The sequence below is a fragment of the Roseovarius mucosus DSM 17069 genome (assembly GCF_000768555.3).
Classification (GTDB): Bacteria; Pseudomonadota; Alphaproteobacteria; order Rhodobacterales; family Rhodobacteraceae; genus Roseovarius; species Roseovarius mucosus.
The window spans coordinates 631,998-648,103 of record NZ_KN293975.1; the positions used below are offsets into that span (position 1 = coordinate 631,998).

The following is a 16,106-nucleotide window of genomic DNA, read 5'->3' on the forward strand; positions in this document are numbered from 1 at the left end:
GGGAAGGCCCGGCCGGGGTGTGTGTTACATCTTGCACTCAGCCGCGTAGGCGTCGACGTGATCTTCGAGCGCCACGCCGATGATCTTGTTGGTGTACACGTCGCCTTCCTTGATCACTTCGCGAACATAGATGTCCTGAATCGGGTGATGGTTGTTGCCAAAGGCGAAATCGCCGCGCGTGCTGGCGAAATCGGCGGATTTGAGGGCTGCGCGGAAGGCGTCAGCATCCGAGGGTTGTGCCTGATCCAGAGCGGAGATCAGGAGGTTGGCGGTATCGAACCCCTGGCTTGCATAGAGCGAGGGCAGGCGGCCATATTTCTCCTGAAAGCTGGCAACAAAGGCCACGTTGGTTTCGTTGTCGATATCCTTGGACCATTGCGAGGTGTTGACCACGCCAAGCGCCGCGTCGCCCACGGCCTGAAGGATGCCTTGGTCAAAGCTAAAGGCCGGGCCGACCACGGGCAGGCCGACGCCGCTGTCGGCATATTGCTTGAGGAAGGAAATGCCCATGCCGCCGGGCAGGAAGAAAAACACAGAGTCGGCACCTGACGCGCGGATCTGGGCGATTTCAGCGGCATAGTCGGTCTGGCCGAGCTGGGTGTAGATTTCGCCTGCCAAATCGCCCTTGTAGAACCGCTTGTAGCCGGTCAGCGCGTCCTGACCTGCCGGATAGTTGGGCGCCAGGATGAAGCTGTTTTTATACCCTGCGTCATTGGCATAGGCCCCGGCGGCTTCGTGCAGGTTGTCGTTCTGCCAGGCGACGTTGAAATAGTTGGGCAAGCAGCCTTGCCCCGCCAGCGCCGAGGGGCCCGCGTTGGGCGAGAGATAGAACTTGCCTTGGGCCACAGCGCCGGGGATCACGGCCATGGCGAGGTTGGACCAGATGATGCCCGTCATCACGTCGACCTTGTCGGACTGGATCATCTTATCCGAGAGTTGCACGGCGATGTCGGGTTTGCGTTGATCGTCCTCGATGATCACCTCGATGTCGGTGCGCCCGGATTGTTCCAGTGCGAGCATGAAGCCGTCGCGCACGTCGATGCCGAGGCCCGCGCCGCCGCCCGACAGGGTGGTAATCATGCCGACCTTGATGTCAGCCTGCGCAGTGACGGCGGCGAGGCTGAGCGCGCCAGCGATGGCCAGTGTCTTGAATGTCATGTGTCATCTCTCCCTGATGTCGGGCGGTTTTGTCCGTCCCGGTTTGCCTTTGGTCCCCCAGAAGGCGATGCTCAATCCTTTCCACAGCTTTGACAAAAGGTCCAGATGCGAGCGGAATGGATCAGGGGCTGGTATGGCGCGCCATGAAGCGGTCGGTCTCGGCGGGGGTCGGGGGATGGCCCGAGAAATTCTCAACATAGGCAGGCATGCGGGCGATGCGGATGTCGCGCGGTTCGGCCACCATCATCGAGATATAGCCGATCTGGGTGTAATAGACGGTATGGGCGCGGGTGTCTGCGTGATCCGGAGGGTAGCCGAATCGCTCGAACATGGTGCGGATGGCGGCGATGCGGGTTTCGTCCGTGCGTTGCAGCTTGGCCTTGACCACTGGATCGCCGAGGGCCCAGTTGCGGATCGCGAAATCAAGGCGGGAATCAAAGAGGTCGCGGGTGAGCCAGCAGTCGAAGAGATTGTAGAGCGCCTCGTTGATGGATTCGGCATAGGCCTCGGTGCGGGCGACGAGATTGCCGGTATTCTGCGCTTCCCAACGGTCGAGCAGGGCGGCCAGCAGCGCCTCGCGGTCCTTGAAATGCCAATAGAAACTGGTGCGCGAGAGGCCGAGCATCTGGGCCAGCGGCATCACCTTGACCGCATCCACCCCATTGGTGACGAGCACCTCATAGGCGGCGTTGAGCCATAGATCCTCGGATCCGCGGGTTGCGGGATCGGGGGCGGGTTTGGGGCGGCGCGTGGTTGGGGCGTTGGTCATGGGCCGAACCTAGACGGTTTTGACGGCGGTGGCAAATCTCTTGACAGGTTCGTGGATTTTCTCGACAGTTGTGTCGATTGCTTTTCCCACTATCGCCGGGTACTGCCCGGCCAGCTCAGGACCAGGCCGATGCCGCACGCCATTTCCACCGACAGTCTTGTTGATATGCCCGCCCCGTCCCCTCGTCGGGCACGCGGTGGGCGGGCCGCCATGCAGGTGCGGCGCGGCACGGGTGCGGGGGCTGTGGCGAACCCGCTGCATGTGCCCTATATCACCCGCGGCATTCCCACCCATGGCATCGCGTCGGAGGAGGGGCTTGATGCGATCATCGCCACCGCCGATCGGATTCTGGCCGAGATCGGCATCGAGTTTCGCGAAGACCTAGAGACAGTGCGCCTCTTTCAGCAGGCGGGCGGCAAGGCGCGGGACGTTGGGCCAGAGGCGTGGAATGTGACCTTTGAACCGGGGCTCATTCGCGGTCTGTTGGCCACCGCACCGACGGAATTCACGCAATACGCGCGCAACCCGGCCAAGTCGGTTCGGATCGGCGGCAAGTCGATGGTGTTTGCGCCTGCCTATGGCTCGCCCTTCGTGATGGATCTGGACAAGGGGCGGCGTTATGGCACGATCGAGGATTTCCAGAACCTGATCAAGCTGGCGCAATCCTCGCCCTGGCTGCATCATTCGGGCGGCACGATCTGTGAGCCTACGGATATTCCGGTGAACAAGCGGCATCTGGATATGGTCTATGCGCATATGCGCTATTCGGATCGGGCTTTCCTCGGGTCGATCACCGCGCCGGAGCGGGCCGAGGACAGTATCGAGATGTGTCGCATCCTGTTCGGGGCGGAGTATGTGGACAGCCATTGCGTGATCATGGGCAATTTCAATTCGACCTCGCCCCTTGTCTGGGATGGGGTGAGCACGCGGGGCATCCGCGCCTATGCCGCCGCCGGTCAGGGATCCATCCATCTGCCGTTTCTGTTGGGCGGCGCTGTATCGCCGCTGACCATGCCGGGGGCGATTGCGCAATGTCTGGCCGAGAGCATGGTGGGCTGTGCGCTGACGCAATTGGTGCGGCCCGGCGCGCCCGCGATTTTGGGCAGTTTTCTCTCGTCGATGTCGCTGCGCACCGGATCGCCCACCTTTGGCACGCCCGAGCCTGCGCTGGGATCGCTGGTGATGGGGCAAATCGCGCGGCGGCTGAACATGCCCCTGCGCTGTGCGGGCAATTTCAGCACCTCGAAGCTGCCCGACGCGCAGGCGATGACGCAATCCATGATGTCGATGATGTCGGCGGTGAATGGGGGGGGCGAATTTCATCCTGCATTCCGCCGGGTTCCTCGATGGGTTGCTGTCGATGTCCTATGAAAAGCTGATGCTGGATATGGATATGTGCGGCGCGCTGCATGCCTGGCTCAAGGGGTTGGACGTGAACGAGGACACGCTGGCGTTTGAAGCCTTGGCCGAGAAGGGACCGGGTGAGCATATGTTCGGGTGTGCCCATACGCTGCGCCATTACGAGACCGCCTATTGGGACAGCGGGCTGGACGACAACAACACCTATGAGACATGGTCGGAGGCAGGCGGGGTCGATGCGATGACCCGTGCCAATCGGGCGTGGAAAGACGTGTTGGCGAACTACGAGGCACCGCCGCTTGATCCGGGGATTGATGGCGCGCTCTGCGAGTTCATCGCGCGGCGCAAGTCCGAGATGGCCGACGCCTGGTATTGAAACGAATTGACGAGAGGCAAGCCCCCATGTCGCGTGATCCGCTGCTGCAACCCTATCAACTCAAGCATCTGACCCTGAAAAACCGGATTATGACCACGAGCCATGAACCGGCCTATCCTGAGGACGGCATGCCCAAGGCGCGCTATACCGCCTATCACGCCGAGCGCGCCCGCGCGGGCGTGGCGCTGGCGATGACCGCAGGCTCGGCGGCGGTGTCCAAGGACAGTCCGCCCGTGTTCAACAATGTTCTGGCCTATAAAGACGAGGTGGTGCCCTATATCCGGCAGTTGACCGACGCCTGTCACGAGCATGGCTGCGCGGTGATGATCCAGCTCACGCATTTGGGGCGGCGCACCGGCTGGTCCAAGGGGGATTGGCTGCCATCCGTGTCCTCGACCAAGCACCGCGAACCCGCGCACCGCGCCTTTCCCAAGCTGGCGGAGGATTGGGATATCGCGCGCATCATCTCTGATTTCGCCGATGCCACCGAGCGGATGAAAGAGGGGGGCATGGACGGGATCGAATTGCAGGTCTATGGCCATCTTCTCGATCAGTTCTGGTCGCCGCTGACCAATGATCTTGATGGGCCTTATGGCGGTCAGAGTCTCGACAGCCGAATGAAGCTGCTCTTGGACGTGCTGGCCGCCATTCGCAAGCGGGTGGGGTCGGAGTTCATCGTCGGCCTGCGCTACACGGCGGATGAGGCCGAGGCGGGGGGGATCACGCCCGAGGAGGGTTTGGAGATTTCCAAACGGCTCGCGGCCACCGGCATGGTCGATTTCCTCAACGTCATCCGGGGGCGTATCCATACCGACCCGGCGATGACCGATGTGATCCCGGTGCAGGGGATGAAAAACGCGCCGCACCTGGATTTCGCGGGCGCGGTCAAGGCCGCGACGGGGATGCCCACGTTTCATGCCGCCAAGATCCCTGATGTGGCCACCGCGCGGCACGCGATCCAGGCGGGGCTACTCGATATGGTCGGCATGACGCGGGCGCATATGGCGGACCCACATATCGTGAAGAAGATCATCGAGGGGCGCGAGGATGATATTCGGCCCTGCGTAGGGGCGACGTTCTGTCTGGACCGGATCTATGCCGCCGGAGAGGCACTGTGTATCCACAACGCTGCGACGGGCCGTGAACTGACCATGCCGCATACGATCGCACCGGCTGAGACACGCAAGAAGGTGGTGATCGTCGGCGCGGGGCCTGCGGGGCTTGAGGCGGCGCGGGTGGCGGCCGAGCGCGGCCATGACGTGACGGTGTTCGAGGCGCAGCCCGATCCGGGCGGGCAAATCCGGTTGACCGCGCTCAATCCTCGTCGTCGCGAGATGATCAGCATCATCGACTGGCGCATGGCGCAATGTGCGGCGCGCGATGTGGCGTTTCACTTCAACACCTTCGCCGAGGTCGAGGATGTGACCGCGCTCAACCCCGATGTGGTGATCGTGGCCACGGGGGGCCTGCCCAACCGCGAGCTGTTCGAGAGCGGCAAGGAGCAGGAGCTGGTTGTCACCGCATGGGATCTGATCTCGGGCGATGTGAAGCCGGGGCAGAACGTGCTGATCTATGACGAGAGCGGCGATCATCCGGGGTTGATGGCGGCGGAGGTCGCGGCCAATGCCGGGGCAAGCGTCGAGGTGATGACGCCGGACCGGGTATTCGCGCCGGATGTCATGGCGATGAATCTGGTGCCTTATATGCGCAGCCTTCAGGACAAGGACGTGACATTCACCGTGACGCGACGGCTCTTGGATGTGACGCGGGATGGCAATCGGCTGAAGGCCAAGATCGGGACGGATTACAGCAAGTTCACCTCTGAGAAGACCTATGATCAGGTGGTGGTGAACTATGGCACCTTGCCGCTTGATGATCTTTACTTCGAGTTGAAGCCGCTGTCGCGCAACCTGGGGGAAGTGGATCACGACGCGCTGATTGCGGGGCGTCCGCAGGAGGTCGAGAGCAATCCGGAGGGGGCATTCCAACTCTTTCGGATTGGCGATGCGGTGTCCGCGCGCAATACCCATGCGGCCATATACGATGCGCTTCGGCTGATGAAGGACATCTGAGGTGCGGCTTGGGTTTCTGGGCACCGGCACCATTGCGGAGGCGGTGGTGCGGGGGCTGGCACCGGACGGGCATGAGATCACGGTATCGGAGAGGAGTGCGGCGCGCGCGGCGCGGCTAGCGGCGGAATTCCCAAATGTAAGTGTCGCCACCAATCAGGACGTGGTGGCGGCAAGCGAGATCGTGTTTCTGGGGCTGATGGCAGAGCATGCGCCAGAAGTTCTGCGCGCGCTGCGGTTCCGGCCGGATCAGCGTGTGGTCTCGTTCATGGCGGGGCTGTCGCTGGAGGAGGTCGGGCCGCTTGTCGCCCCGGCGCGGGCAGAGGCGGTGATGCTGCCCTTTCCGGGCATCGCGCGGGGTGGATCGCCCATTCTGGCGCTGGGTGAAGTCGGCGTGATCGAGGCGCTCTTTGCGCCTGCCAACACGGTTTACCGCCTGCGCGATGCGGCGGAACTGGAGGCGTATCTCTGTGCGCAGGCTGTATTGTCGCCGGCGGTGCAGATGGTCGGCGTTGCGGCAGAGTGGTTGGGCGGCGAGACCGCGCAGGGCGAGGCGTTCCTGCGGCATCTGGTAGGAAGCAGCCTGTTGAGCGGTGAGTGTCAGAGCATGTTGGCGGCGCTCGACACGGCCGGTGGATATAATCAGAGATTGCGGCAGCATATGGAGACGGCGGGGATGCGTGAGGCATTGCGCGAAGGCTTGGACCGTCTTGGGGGCAGGGTATGAGCGGGTTTTCGCATGTGTTTCGCCCGGCGGTGCTGGCGGGGCATACCCTGCGCAACCGGGTGGTGTTTGGCGCCCATACCACGAATATGGCCGAGGATGGTCTGCCGGGCGCGCGCCATATTGCCTATTACGAGGAAAGGGCCATTGGCGGGGCCGCGATGATCGTGGTCGAGCCGATGCCGGTGCATCCGACGGCGGTGTTGACGCGCGGCAATTTCCGACATTCCAGCGACGCGGTGATCCCGGCCTTTGCCAAGCTGACGCAGGCGGTCAAGCGGCATGGGGCCGTGGTGGTGCAACAGCTGTATCATGTCGGCGCGCATGGGGATCAGGACAATAGCTGGCACGCGGCGTGGTCGCCTTCGGGTGGGCCAAGCTGGCATGACAGTGATGGCAGCCACGAGATGAGCGGGGCAGAGATCGAGGAGATCATAGAGAGCTTTGTCGCCGCCGCGGTGCGGTGTCAGAAAGCTGGGTTCGACGGGGTCGAGATTTGGGCCGCCTATCACTGTCTGCTGGATCAGTTCTGGACGCCGATGTCGAATACGCGCGAGGATGAGTGGGGCGGGAGCCTAGAAAACCGCACGCGGTTTTCACGAGAGATCCTGCGCAGGGTGCGCGCGGCCTGTGGGCCGGGATTCATCGTCGGGCTGTCTGTCAGTGACGGATCGAGCGCTGAGGCGATGTTGGACCATGACGCGATGGCCGAGATCGTGGCGCTGCATGATGCCGAACGGCTGATGGATTACGTCACCTGTGGATCGGGCAGCTATCTGGATTTTCATCCGCTGATGCCGACGTTTCTCTATCCCGAAAAGCTGGGTGTCGATCTGGCGGTGCGGCTGAAGCACGTTGTGAAACACGCGTTGGTGACAGCCGAAAGCCATATTCGGACTCCGGAGAATGCGAATACCGTGTTGGGGGCGGGCGAGGCGGACATGGTCTCGATCGTGCGCGGGCAGATCGCCGATCCGCATCTGGTGGTCAAGGCCGAGGCGGGCAGACCGGAGGATGTGCGCGGCTGCATTTCCTGCAATCAGCAATGCTGGGGGCGGCGGAGCCGGGATTACTGGATTTCCTGTCTGATCAACCCGTCGGTGGGATGGGAGCATGACTGGGGCGGGGATCGGTTCAGCCCGGCGGCGCAGGTGCGCGATGTGTTGGTTGTCGGCGCAGGACCTGCGGGGCTGGAGGCGGCGCGGGTCGCAGCCGAGCGCGGCCACCGTGTGAGATTGCATGAGGCGGGGCCGGCGCTGGGCGGGCAATTCCGTCTGGCAGGGTTGCAGCCGAGGCGGGCGCAAATCCTCGACCTCTTGGCGTGGTACGCGCGGCAATTGACGCGGCTGGGTGTAGAGGTGCAGTTCAACAGCTATCTGGATGCGGATGACATCGCGGGGATGGGGGCGGATCATGTGATCCTCGCCACAGGGTCGTTGCCCGCCGGCACCGGATTTCAAAAGGCAATCCCGCATGTGGCGGAATTGCCGGGGCTGGATGGCAATGTCTGGCCGGTCGAGGATGTGATGGGGCGCGCGGCGCGTCTGGGCAAGCGGGTGATCGTGCTCGATGAGGGCGGCAATTGGCGCGGGTGCGGCACGGCCTGGCATCTGGCGGAAGCTGGGCATGAGGTGGTGATCGTCACGCCGCAAGCGATGGTGGGGCGCGAATTGGAGCGTTCCGCTGCCGATCTGCCGCTCCGGCGGCGGCTGGCGGCGCTGGGCGTGCGTTTTGTGACCGAAAGTGCGATCACCGGCTGGCAGAACGGTGGGGCCGAGGTGGTGGACCTCTTGACCGGAGAGCGATCGCATATCGCGGCGGATAGTCTGGTGTTGGCCACGACCAATCGGGCGGACGTGAGTTTGCGCGAAGAACTTGCCGATCAGGGCATTCCCGCGCTTCTGATTGGCGATGCCCATGCGCCGCGGCTGGCGGCGCAGGCGTTTCACGATGGGCGCAAGGCGGCGCTGACGCTCTGAAGGTCAAGAGCCTTGTAAGGTCCGCAGTGGCGACATACGATCCGGACAAAAGGGAGGAAGAGCGCGGCAACGGCGGTCGGTGCTCTTGCGGTATGCTCAGGCCGTTGGATCGACATGGAATTTCTGGAGTATTCGCATAATCTCTGGTTGGTCGTTGCGTCATTGAGCGTGTCGCTCGTGGCAGCCTTTACCGGGTTTTCACTGACCCGCGGCATTGCGGCGCAACCCGTAGCGATGCGCAAACTTTCTGTGACCTTAGCGGCGATTGCGCTGGGCGGCGGCATCTGGTCGATGCATTTCGTGGCGATGCTGGGGCTGCAGCTGCCGATCCCGATCTATTACGATGCGATGATCACGCTCGGCTCGGCGCTGATTGCGATCCTGATGGTGGGCGCGGCGCTGTTGCTATTGCATTTCTACCCGCGCACACGGGCGAGCCTGACGGCGGCGGGCTGTATCATTGGCCTTGGTATCGTGGCGATGCATTATCTGGGCATGTCGGGGCTGCAACTGTGCCGGGCGGTCTATACGCTGCCGGGCGTGGTCTTGGCGGTGCTGGCAGCCTGTGGGCTGAGCGTGGCGGCGATATGGGTGGCCTATGGTCAGAGGCGGCCGCGCAATATCCTGCTGGGCACGCTGGCCTTTGGTTTCGCCGTGTTCCTTGTGCATTTCGCGGCGGTATTCGGCACGCGGTTCGTGGCGGTGCCGACGGTGCAGGAAATCGGGCCGCTCATGGGAAATGAGGTGCTGGCGCTGGGGGTATTGGTCAGTTCCTTCGTGCTCTGTGGCGCGTTCTTGCTGACGGGGGTCACGTTTTTGGCGCAGGGGAGCAAGGATGCGGAGGTGTCGCCCGCAGCGCCCGAGGTGAAACCTGCCCAGGTCATGCAGAGGATACCCTATGAGCAGCATGGGCAGACGCATTTCATCGACGCGCGCGACGTGGCGTTTCTGCGCGCCGAGGGGCATTACACGCTGCTATACGCCGGGGCCAACAAGCATTTCTGCACCTGGTCGATCACCGAAGCCGAGCGGCGGCTGAGCCCCGGTCCGTTTCTCAAGGTGCATCGCAGCTATCTGGTGAACCCCGCCCATGTGGCCCATTTCGAGCGGCGCAAGGACAATGGCCTGTGCCATTTTCACCTTGGCGGGCAGGACGTTACCGCGCCCGTCAGCCGCTCGCGTCTTGCGGAGTTGCGTGAGGCGCTGGGCCTCTGAGTGGCGCGCGCGCGGTCTGATTTACTTTCCTTAAACCTTTGACGGTCTGATGCCTCTCAAGCGGGCAAGAGGCCTGACATGAGCGGGATCAAGGAGAGCAGCGCGATGATACTGGATTTCTTTCGGCAAGGGGCCATGGCGCCGGACGCGGTGCCCGAGCAGAAGGCAAGTGCCACGGGCCGCGTGATGGCCTGGCATGGCGCGGGGCGCGTGGCCTGGAGCCCGCGCGATACGGTCAGCCTGACGCGCACCGGGTTTGCCGGGAATCCGGTGGGGTTTCGCTGTGTAAAGATGATTGCCGAGGCTGCGGCGGCACTGCCGCTTGTCTTGCAGGATTGCGAGCAGCGTTTTGCTGTGCATCCGGTGCTGAGCCTGATCAAATGTCCCAATCCGGCGCAGGGTCGGGCGGAGCTGTTCGAGGCGCTTTACGGGCAACTCTTGTTGACCGGCAATGCCTATATCGAGGCGGTGGGGGTGGGCGGCGTACCGGCGGAATTGCATGTGCTGCGCTCTGACCGGATGAGTGTGGTGCCGGGGGCGGACGGTTGGCCTGTGGCCTATGAATATGCGGTGGGTGGGCGCAAGCATCGGTTCGATGTGCGCGAGGGTGTGCCTTGTGTCTGTCACATCAAGAGCTTTCATCCGCAGGACGATCATTATGGGCTGAGCCCGCTTCAGGCGGCGGCGCAGGCGGTGGATGTGCATAATTCGGCAAGCCGATGGTCCAAGGCTCTCTTGGACAATGCCGCGCGGCCGTCGGGGGCGATTGTCTACAAGGGCCCTGAGGGACAGGGAGCGATGTCGGGCGATCAGTACGACCGTTTGGTGAGCGAGATGGAGGCGCATCATCAGGGCGCGCGCAATGCCGGGCGTCCAATGTTGCTCGAAGGCGGGCTGGACTGGAAACCGATGGGGTTCAGCCCGTCGGACATGGAATTCCAGAAGACCAAGGAGAGTGCCGCGCGCGAGATTGCGCTGGCCTTTGGGGTGCCGCCGATGCTGCTTGGCATTCCCGGCGATGCGACCTTTGCCAATTATCAGGAGGCGAACCGGGCCTTCTATCGGCTGACGGTTCTGCCGCTGGCGATGCGGGTGACGGCGACGGTTGCGGCGTGGTTGGGGCGCATGAGTGGCGCGGCGCTGGACCTTGCCCCCGATCTCGATCAGGTGCCCGCCCTGGCCGCTGAACGCGATGCGCAATGGGCGCGGGTGAGTGCGGCGGATTTCCTGACGGAAGCGGAAAAGAGGCGGCTTTTGGGCCTGCCTGCCGTGGCGGCGGAGGAAGTTGATGGCTGAACGGGGCACAGCGCCGCCGCGCTACGGGTTTGAGGCGTTCGATTGCGCGCCTGGGCTGCGGTTGGAGGCGCATGAACGGGTGTCGGAATTGCAGACGCGGGCGCTGACCGAACGCCAAGAGCGAATGGAGGCGGCTTTGGAGCGTCTGGAGCGACGGCTTTGGTTGGCGGTTTACGGCGTGGCGGCGGCGATACTGGCGCAGGCGTTTCAACCTCTCTTGGCTGTATTGCCGGGGTGAAGTCGAACGAAAGGAGGAAGCGGATGGAAATGGAACCGGGATTGGAGCGCAAGTTTGCGCGGCTGGATGGCACGATGCTGAGCGTGAGCGAGGCAGGACAGATCGAGGGCTATGCAAGCCTCTTTGGCGCGCCCGATCAGGGAGGCGATATTGTCGAGCGCGGGGCCTATGCGGCCTCGCTCGATCGGTTGGCCAAGGAGGGTCGGCGCGTCAAGATGCTGTGGCAGCATGATCCGGCGCAGCCCATCGGCATCTGGGACGAGGTGCGCGAGGACGCGCGCGGTCTCTGGGTCAAGGGGCGGCTTTTGGAGCCTGTGGAACGGGCGCGCGAGGCGGCGGCACTGATCGCGGCGGGGGCGATTGACGGGCTGAGCATCGGTTATCGCACGCTGCGCGCGGCGAAGAATGACAAGGGCCAGCGGCTCTTGCGGGAACTGGAGCTGTGGGAGGTGTCGCTGGTGACATTTCCGATGCTGCCCAGTGCGCGGGTGACGGTCAAGGGCGATGCCCTCGACGTCCAAACCCTGCGCGAGATGGCGGCGGCGTTTGACGCGGCCCGCCGGGAGATGGCGCAGGTGTAGCGCCCGACAACGACCCAAACCTGAAGGATGGAATGATGATGACCCAAGCGAAGGCTCGGGCCGGGGAAGATCTGTCTCCGGTGGCCGAGGTGAAATCCGCAGTGGCGGGTTTCTTGAGCGAATTCAGCGGCTTTCGGGCCGAAATTCACAACCGACTGCAACAGCAAGAAGAGAAAATGACTATGTTTGAACGCAAATCCATCGCGCTTGCACGTCCGCATCTTGCCGCGACCACAGACGGCTCTGCGCCGCACCGCAAGGCGTTTGACGCCTATCTGCGGGGTGGCGACGATGACGGGCTGCGCGGCCTCGAATTGGAGGGCAAGGCGCTCAATACCGCGATTGCGGGTGAGGGCGGCTATCTGGTCGATCCGCAGACCGCCGAGACGATCCGCTCGGTGCTGAGTTCCACCGCGTCGATCCGGGCGGTTGCCAATGTGGTGGCGGTTGAGGCCACCAGCTTTGACGTGCTGGTGGATCACACCGATGTCGGCCATGGCTGGGCCACGGAGAGCGGCACGGTGTCCGAGACCGACACGCCGGTGATCGACCGGATCAGTATCCCGCTGCATGAGCTGAGCGCGTTGCCCAAGGCAAGCCAGCGGCTCTTGGATGACAGCGCCTTTGACGTCGAAGGTTGGCTTGCGGGGCGTATCGCCGACAAATTCGCGCGCGCAGAGGCGGCGGCCTTTGTTTCGGGCGACGGGGTGGACAAACCGCGCGGGTTTCTGACCCATCCGAATCTTGACAATGATGTCTGGGTCTGGGGCAATCTGGGCTATGTGCCCACGGGCGTTGCGGGCGCGATTGCCGGGCCCGATCCGATTGTCGATCTGGTCTATGCCCTGGGCGCGCAATACCGGGCGAACGGCACCTTCGTGATGAACTCCAAGACCGCAGGCACCATTCGCAAGATGAAGGATGCCGATGGGCGGTTCCTGTGGTCGGATGGGCTTGCGGCAGGAGAGCCTGCGCGGCTGATGGGCTATCCGGTGCTGATCGCCGAGGACATGCCGGACATTGCCGCCGGGGCCAATGCGATTGCCTTTGGGGATTTCCATGCCGGATACACGGTGGCCGAGCGCCCTGATCTGCGCGTGTTGCGCGATCCCTACAGCGCCAAGCCGCATGTGTTGTTCTACGCGACCAAGCGGGTGGGTGGCGATGTGTCTGATTTCAAGGCGATTAAGCTGTTGAAATTCGCCGTTTCCTGAGGACGCGGCGACGGGGCGGGGGGTGATCCCCTTGCCCCGGGGCGCGTGCCGTTCGGGCGAGGCGTTGTCCAACTGTCCCCTCCGTCCGTGCAACGCGGAATGGCGCGCGCCTGAACCACCGGAGGGGTCCGGGATATATGGAGTAGGTCCATGATGTTAATCGAAGAAACTGCGGTGTCCCCGGCCGCGCTGCCGTTGGCGGAGTTCAAGGCGCATCTGCGGCTGGGCACAGGGTTTGCCGATGACGATATCCAGGACCCGGTTCTGGAGAGTTTTTTGCGCGCGGCGATTGCGGCCATCGAGGGACGCACGGGCAAGGTGCTGCTGGAGCGCGAATTTTCCTGGGCGCTGCATCAGTGGCGGGATGCGGCGGGGCAGGCCTTGCCGGTCGCCCCCGTGAGCGCTGTGTTGAGCTTTAGTTTGCGCAACCGGGCGGATGAGGTCGAGGTGATCGACCCTGCACTCTACAGGTTGGAGCAGGACGCGCATCGGCCCTTGGTGCGGCCTGTGGGCACGTTCCTGCCAGCAATCGGGCGCGGCGCTGTGGCGGAAATCAGGTTTCGCGCGGGTTATGGTGCGGGTTGGCCTGATATTCCCGCCGATCTGGCACAAGCGGTGCTGATGCTGGCGGCGCATTATTACGAATACCGGCACGAGACCAGTCTGAGCAGCGGCTGCATGCCCTTTGGGGTGGCCAGCCTGATCGAGCGCTATCGCACGGTGCGTTTATTGGGTGGGGGGGCGCGGTGATGGCGCGTCCGAGGTTGAACCGTCGTCTGGTGCTTGAGGGCGCTTCGCGTCTGGCGGATGGGGCGGGCGGGTTCGCGGAAGTCTGGGAGGCGCGTGGGACGCTCTGGGCCGAGGTCAGCGCACGGTCGGGCCGAGAGGCCGAAGCCGCGGGGTTGGCTGTGGCGCGGGCAGGCTATCGGATCACGGTGCGCGCGGCGCCCCAAGGGGTGGCGTCGCGGCCTGTGGCCGGACAGCGGCTGCGCGATGGTGCGCGGATTTTCGCGATCCTGTCGGTGACAGAGGCCGATGGGGCGGGCCGATACCTGAGCCTCTGGGCGCAAGAGGAGGTGGTGCCATGAGCTATGCGATGGCGGCGGGATTACAGACGGCGGTCTATCAGCGGCTGGTGCAGGATGCGGCGCTGAGCGCGTTGGTGGGCGGTGCGATCCATGACGCGGTGCCGCCGGGCCGGGTGCCGCCGCTCTATGTGACGCTTGGTCCTGAAGAGGCGCGCGAGCGCGGCGATGGCACGGCGGGCGGGGCCTGGCATCGGTTCACGATCACGGTCGTGAGCGAAAGCGCCGGCTTCCAACAGGCCAAGGCGGTCGCAGGTGCCGTCAGCGATGCGCTGGTGGGCGTGGAGCTGTCGCTTGCTCGCGGGCGACTGAGCAGTCTGAATTTTCTGCGCGCCCGCGCGCGGCGCGAAGCGGGCGGACAGGCGCGACGGATCGACCTGATCTTTCAGGCGCGCGTCGATGAGGGCGCGTAACCTTTAATCTCTGGAGTGACGACTATGGCGGTACAGAATGGCAAGGACCTGCTGGTCAAGATCGACCTGAACGGCAGCGGTAATTTTCAGACGGTGGCGGGACTGCGCGCCACGCGGGTCAGTTTCAACGCCGAGAGCGTGGATGTGACCAGCCTCGAATCCGCAGGCGGCTGGCGCGAGTTGCTGGCCGGTGCGGGTGTGAAATCCGCGAATATCAGTGGCTCGGGCATTTTCCGCGATGCGCAGAGTGATGCGCGCGCGCGGCAGATCTTCTTTGACGGCGAGATGCCGGATTTTCAGGTGGTGATCCCGGATTTCGGCACCATCGAGGGGCCATTCCAAGTGACGGCGATCGAATATGGCGGCACCCATGATGGCGAGGCGACCTATGAGTTGGCGCTCGCCTCGGCGGGGCAGTTGACCTTTACGGTGCTGTGAACGTGATGGCCAACCCCTGGGCAGGCGAAGTGGCGCTGGTCATTGGCGGCGAACGGCAGGTGATGCGGCTGACGCTAGGGGCCTTGGCCGAGTTGGAGGCGGCGCTGGAGAGCGGTTCGCTCGTCGATCTGGTGGCACGGTTCGAGGGCGGTGCGTTTTCCACCCGCGATGTGCTGGCGCTGATCGTGGCGGGGTTGCGCGGGGGCGGCTGGCGCGGATCGGCGGCGGATTTGCTGAGTGCCGACATCGAAGGCGGGCCCATGGCGGCGGCGCGGGCGGCGGCGGAACTCTTGGCGCGGGCCTTTGCGCTGCCTGAGGTGGGCGGATGAGTGGGCGGTTTGATTGGCCAGCCTTGATGCGCGCGGGGATGCAGGGACTGGGTCTGCGACCGGCGGAGTTCTGGGCACTTACGCCAGCCGAATTGCGCTTGATGCTGGGCGAGCGGCAGGGCGTGCAGCCCATGGCGCGCGCGGGGCTTGAGGCGCTGTTGCGCGCCTTTCCCGACAGACAAGGAGAGATGAGCGATGGATGAGTTGGAACGGGCCGACGAGCTTGAGGCGCAGATTGCAGCCCTCGATGACGCAATGGGGCAGGCTACGGGGATGGCGGCGGCCTTTGGCGCGGAACTTGCGCGGGTGAAGGGCGGCTTTGCCAGTGCCGGGCAGGACGTGCAGTCGCTGGAACGGGGCCTGAGCCGGGGATTGCGCGGTGCCATACGCGGCGCTGTGGTCGATGGCGATGGCCTGTCGGACAGTTTGCGAAGGTTGGCCACGATCATGGTCAACACTGCCTTCAACGATGCGACACGTCCGGTGACGGATCAGATTGGCGGGCTGATTTCGCAGGGGATCGGCAGCCTCGTGGGCGGGCTGTTTCCGTTTGCCAAGGGGGCGTCGTTTTCGCAAGGCCGCGTGCAGCCCTTTGCCAATGGCGGCGTGGTGAGCGGACCTGTGAGCTTTCCGATGCGTGGCGGCACGGGGTTGATGGGCGAGGCGGGGCCGGAGGCGATCATGCCGCTCAGCCGTGGCCCGGATGGGCGTTTGGGCGTGCGCGCGCAGGGCGGCGGGGGCGTGAGTGTGGTGATGAATATTCAGACGCCTGACGCCGAAGGGTTTCGCCGCTCTCAGGGGCAGATCGCGGCGCAGCTTGGCCGCGTGATCGGACGCGGTGGGCGCAATCGCTGAAAAGGAGC

At 64.1% G+C, this 16,106-nt stretch carries 19 protein-coding genes; 17 read left to right on the top strand and 2 right to left on the bottom strand.

From position 1 onward, the window contains the following. Window positions 1–24 precede the first annotated feature (24 nt). Both ROSMUC_RS03175 and ROSMUC_RS03180 read right to left on the bottom strand, forming a co-directional pair. Window positions 25–1,158: an ABC transporter substrate-binding protein gene (locus tag ROSMUC_RS03175; protein WP_037269423.1), complete on the bottom strand. Its 1,134-nt coding sequence runs from the start codon at window positions 1,156–1,158 to the stop codon at window positions 25–27. A 121-nt stretch (window positions 1,159–1,279) separates the two neighbouring features. After that, window positions 1,280–1,927 (bottom strand): TetR/AcrR family transcriptional regulator, encoded by a 648-nt coding sequence (locus ROSMUC_RS03180; protein ID WP_037269425.1) that lies wholly within the window; start codon window positions 1,925–1,927, stop codon window positions 1,280–1,282. 129 nt (window positions 1,928–2,056) lie between these two features. Here ROSMUC_RS03180 and ROSMUC_RS03185 point away from each other — a divergent pair, with 129 nt between their 5' ends. The 17 genes from ROSMUC_RS03185 to ROSMUC_RS03260 all read left to right on the top strand — a co-directional run bounded on the left by ROSMUC_RS03185 (window position 2,057) and on the right by ROSMUC_RS03260 (window position 16,098). Further along, window positions 2,057–3,298: a trimethylamine methyltransferase family protein gene (locus tag ROSMUC_RS03185; protein ID WP_281256569.1), complete on the top strand. Its 1,242-nt coding sequence runs from the start codon at window positions 2,057–2,059 to the stop codon at window positions 3,296–3,298. Then, a complete protein-coding gene (locus tag ROSMUC_RS21540) occupies window positions 3,288–3,662 on the top strand; it encodes a trimethylamine methyltransferase family protein (RefSeq protein ID WP_281256570.1) in 375 nt (124 codons plus the stop codon). Before ROSMUC_RS03185 ends, ROSMUC_RS21540 begins: the two co-directional genes overlap by 11 nt. Before the next feature lie 26 nt (window positions 3,663–3,688). Then, window positions 3,689–5,734, top strand: a complete 2,046-nt coding sequence (locus ROSMUC_RS03190; protein WP_037269428.1) for an NADH:flavin oxidoreductase — start codon at window positions 3,689–3,691, stop codon at window positions 5,732–5,734. 1 nt (window position 5,735) lies between these two features. Continuing rightward, window positions 5,736–6,458 (top strand): NAD(P)-binding domain-containing protein, encoded by a 723-nt coding sequence (locus tag ROSMUC_RS03195; protein WP_037269430.1) that lies wholly within the window; start codon window positions 5,736–5,738, stop codon window positions 6,456–6,458. Further along, a complete protein-coding gene (locus ROSMUC_RS03200; protein ID WP_037269433.1) occupies window positions 6,455–8,434 on the top strand; it encodes an oxidoreductase in 1,980 nt (659 codons plus the stop codon). The genes ROSMUC_RS03195 and ROSMUC_RS03200 overlap by 4 nt, the downstream gene beginning before the upstream one ends. Before the next feature lie 114 nt (window positions 8,435–8,548). Continuing rightward, window positions 8,549–9,649: an MHYT domain-containing protein gene (locus tag ROSMUC_RS03205; RefSeq protein WP_037269435.1), complete on the top strand. Its 1,101-nt coding sequence runs from the start codon at window positions 8,549–8,551 to the stop codon at window positions 9,647–9,649. Window positions 9,650–9,754: 105 nt separating this feature from the next. Beyond that, the gene (locus ROSMUC_RS03210) at window positions 9,755–10,945 is read left to right on the top strand and encodes a phage portal protein (RefSeq protein WP_037269898.1); all 1,191 of its coding nucleotides are present in this window, start codon (window positions 9,755–9,757) and stop codon (window positions 10,943–10,945) included. After that, window positions 10,938–11,183 carry a GTA head formation protein, RCAP_rcc01685 family gene (locus tag ROSMUC_RS03215; RefSeq protein WP_037269438.1) on the top strand — a complete coding sequence of 82 codons (246 nt, stop codon included), beginning with the start codon at window positions 10,938–10,940 and terminating at the stop codon, window positions 11,181–11,183. The genes ROSMUC_RS03210 and ROSMUC_RS03215 overlap by 8 nt, the downstream gene beginning before the upstream one ends. Before the next feature lie 23 nt (window positions 11,184–11,206). Continuing rightward, a complete protein-coding gene (locus ROSMUC_RS03220) occupies window positions 11,207–11,764 on the top strand; it encodes an HK97 family phage prohead protease (protein WP_037269440.1) in 558 nt (185 codons plus the stop codon). A gap of 32 nt (window positions 11,765–11,796) precedes the next feature. Continuing rightward, entirely contained in the window at window positions 11,797–12,978 is a 1,182-nt protein-coding gene (locus tag ROSMUC_RS03225) for a phage major capsid protein (protein ID WP_037269443.1), read from the top strand. Window positions 12,979–13,128: 150 nt separating this feature from the next. Next, window positions 13,129–13,728: a head-tail connector protein gene (locus ROSMUC_RS03230; protein WP_037269446.1), complete on the top strand. Its 600-nt coding sequence runs from the start codon at window positions 13,129–13,131 to the stop codon at window positions 13,726–13,728. Next, on the top strand, window positions 13,728–14,066 hold the full coding sequence (locus tag ROSMUC_RS03235) for a head-tail adaptor protein (RefSeq protein ID WP_037269449.1): 339 nt from the start codon (window positions 13,728–13,730) through the stop codon (window positions 14,064–14,066). The genes ROSMUC_RS03230 and ROSMUC_RS03235 overlap by 1 nt, the downstream gene beginning before the upstream one ends. After that, window positions 14,063–14,476: a DUF3168 domain-containing protein gene (locus ROSMUC_RS03240; protein ID WP_037269452.1), complete on the top strand. Its 414-nt coding sequence runs from the start codon at window positions 14,063–14,065 to the stop codon at window positions 14,474–14,476. The genes ROSMUC_RS03235 and ROSMUC_RS03240 overlap by 4 nt, the downstream gene beginning before the upstream one ends. 24 nt (window positions 14,477–14,500) lie before the next feature. Continuing rightward, window positions 14,501–14,914 (top strand): phage major tail protein, TP901-1 family, encoded by a 414-nt coding sequence (locus ROSMUC_RS03245; protein ID WP_037269455.1) that lies wholly within the window; start codon window positions 14,501–14,503, stop codon window positions 14,912–14,914. A 5-nt stretch (window positions 14,915–14,919) separates the two neighbouring features. Next, complete coding sequence (locus tag ROSMUC_RS03250; protein ID WP_037269458.1) at window positions 14,920–15,243, top strand: gene transfer agent family protein; 324 nt, start codon at window positions 14,920–14,922, stop codon at window positions 15,241–15,243. Then, window positions 15,240–15,446 (top strand): rcc01693 family protein, encoded by a 207-nt coding sequence (locus ROSMUC_RS03255; RefSeq protein WP_037269461.1) that lies wholly within the window; start codon window positions 15,240–15,242, stop codon window positions 15,444–15,446. Before ROSMUC_RS03250 ends, ROSMUC_RS03255 begins: the two co-directional genes overlap by 4 nt. Further along, window positions 15,439–16,098, top strand: a complete 660-nt coding sequence (locus tag ROSMUC_RS03260) for a phage tail tape measure protein (protein ID WP_037269464.1) — start codon at window positions 15,439–15,441, stop codon at window positions 16,096–16,098. Before ROSMUC_RS03255 ends, ROSMUC_RS03260 begins: the two co-directional genes overlap by 8 nt. Window positions 16,099–16,106 lie beyond the last annotated feature (8 nt).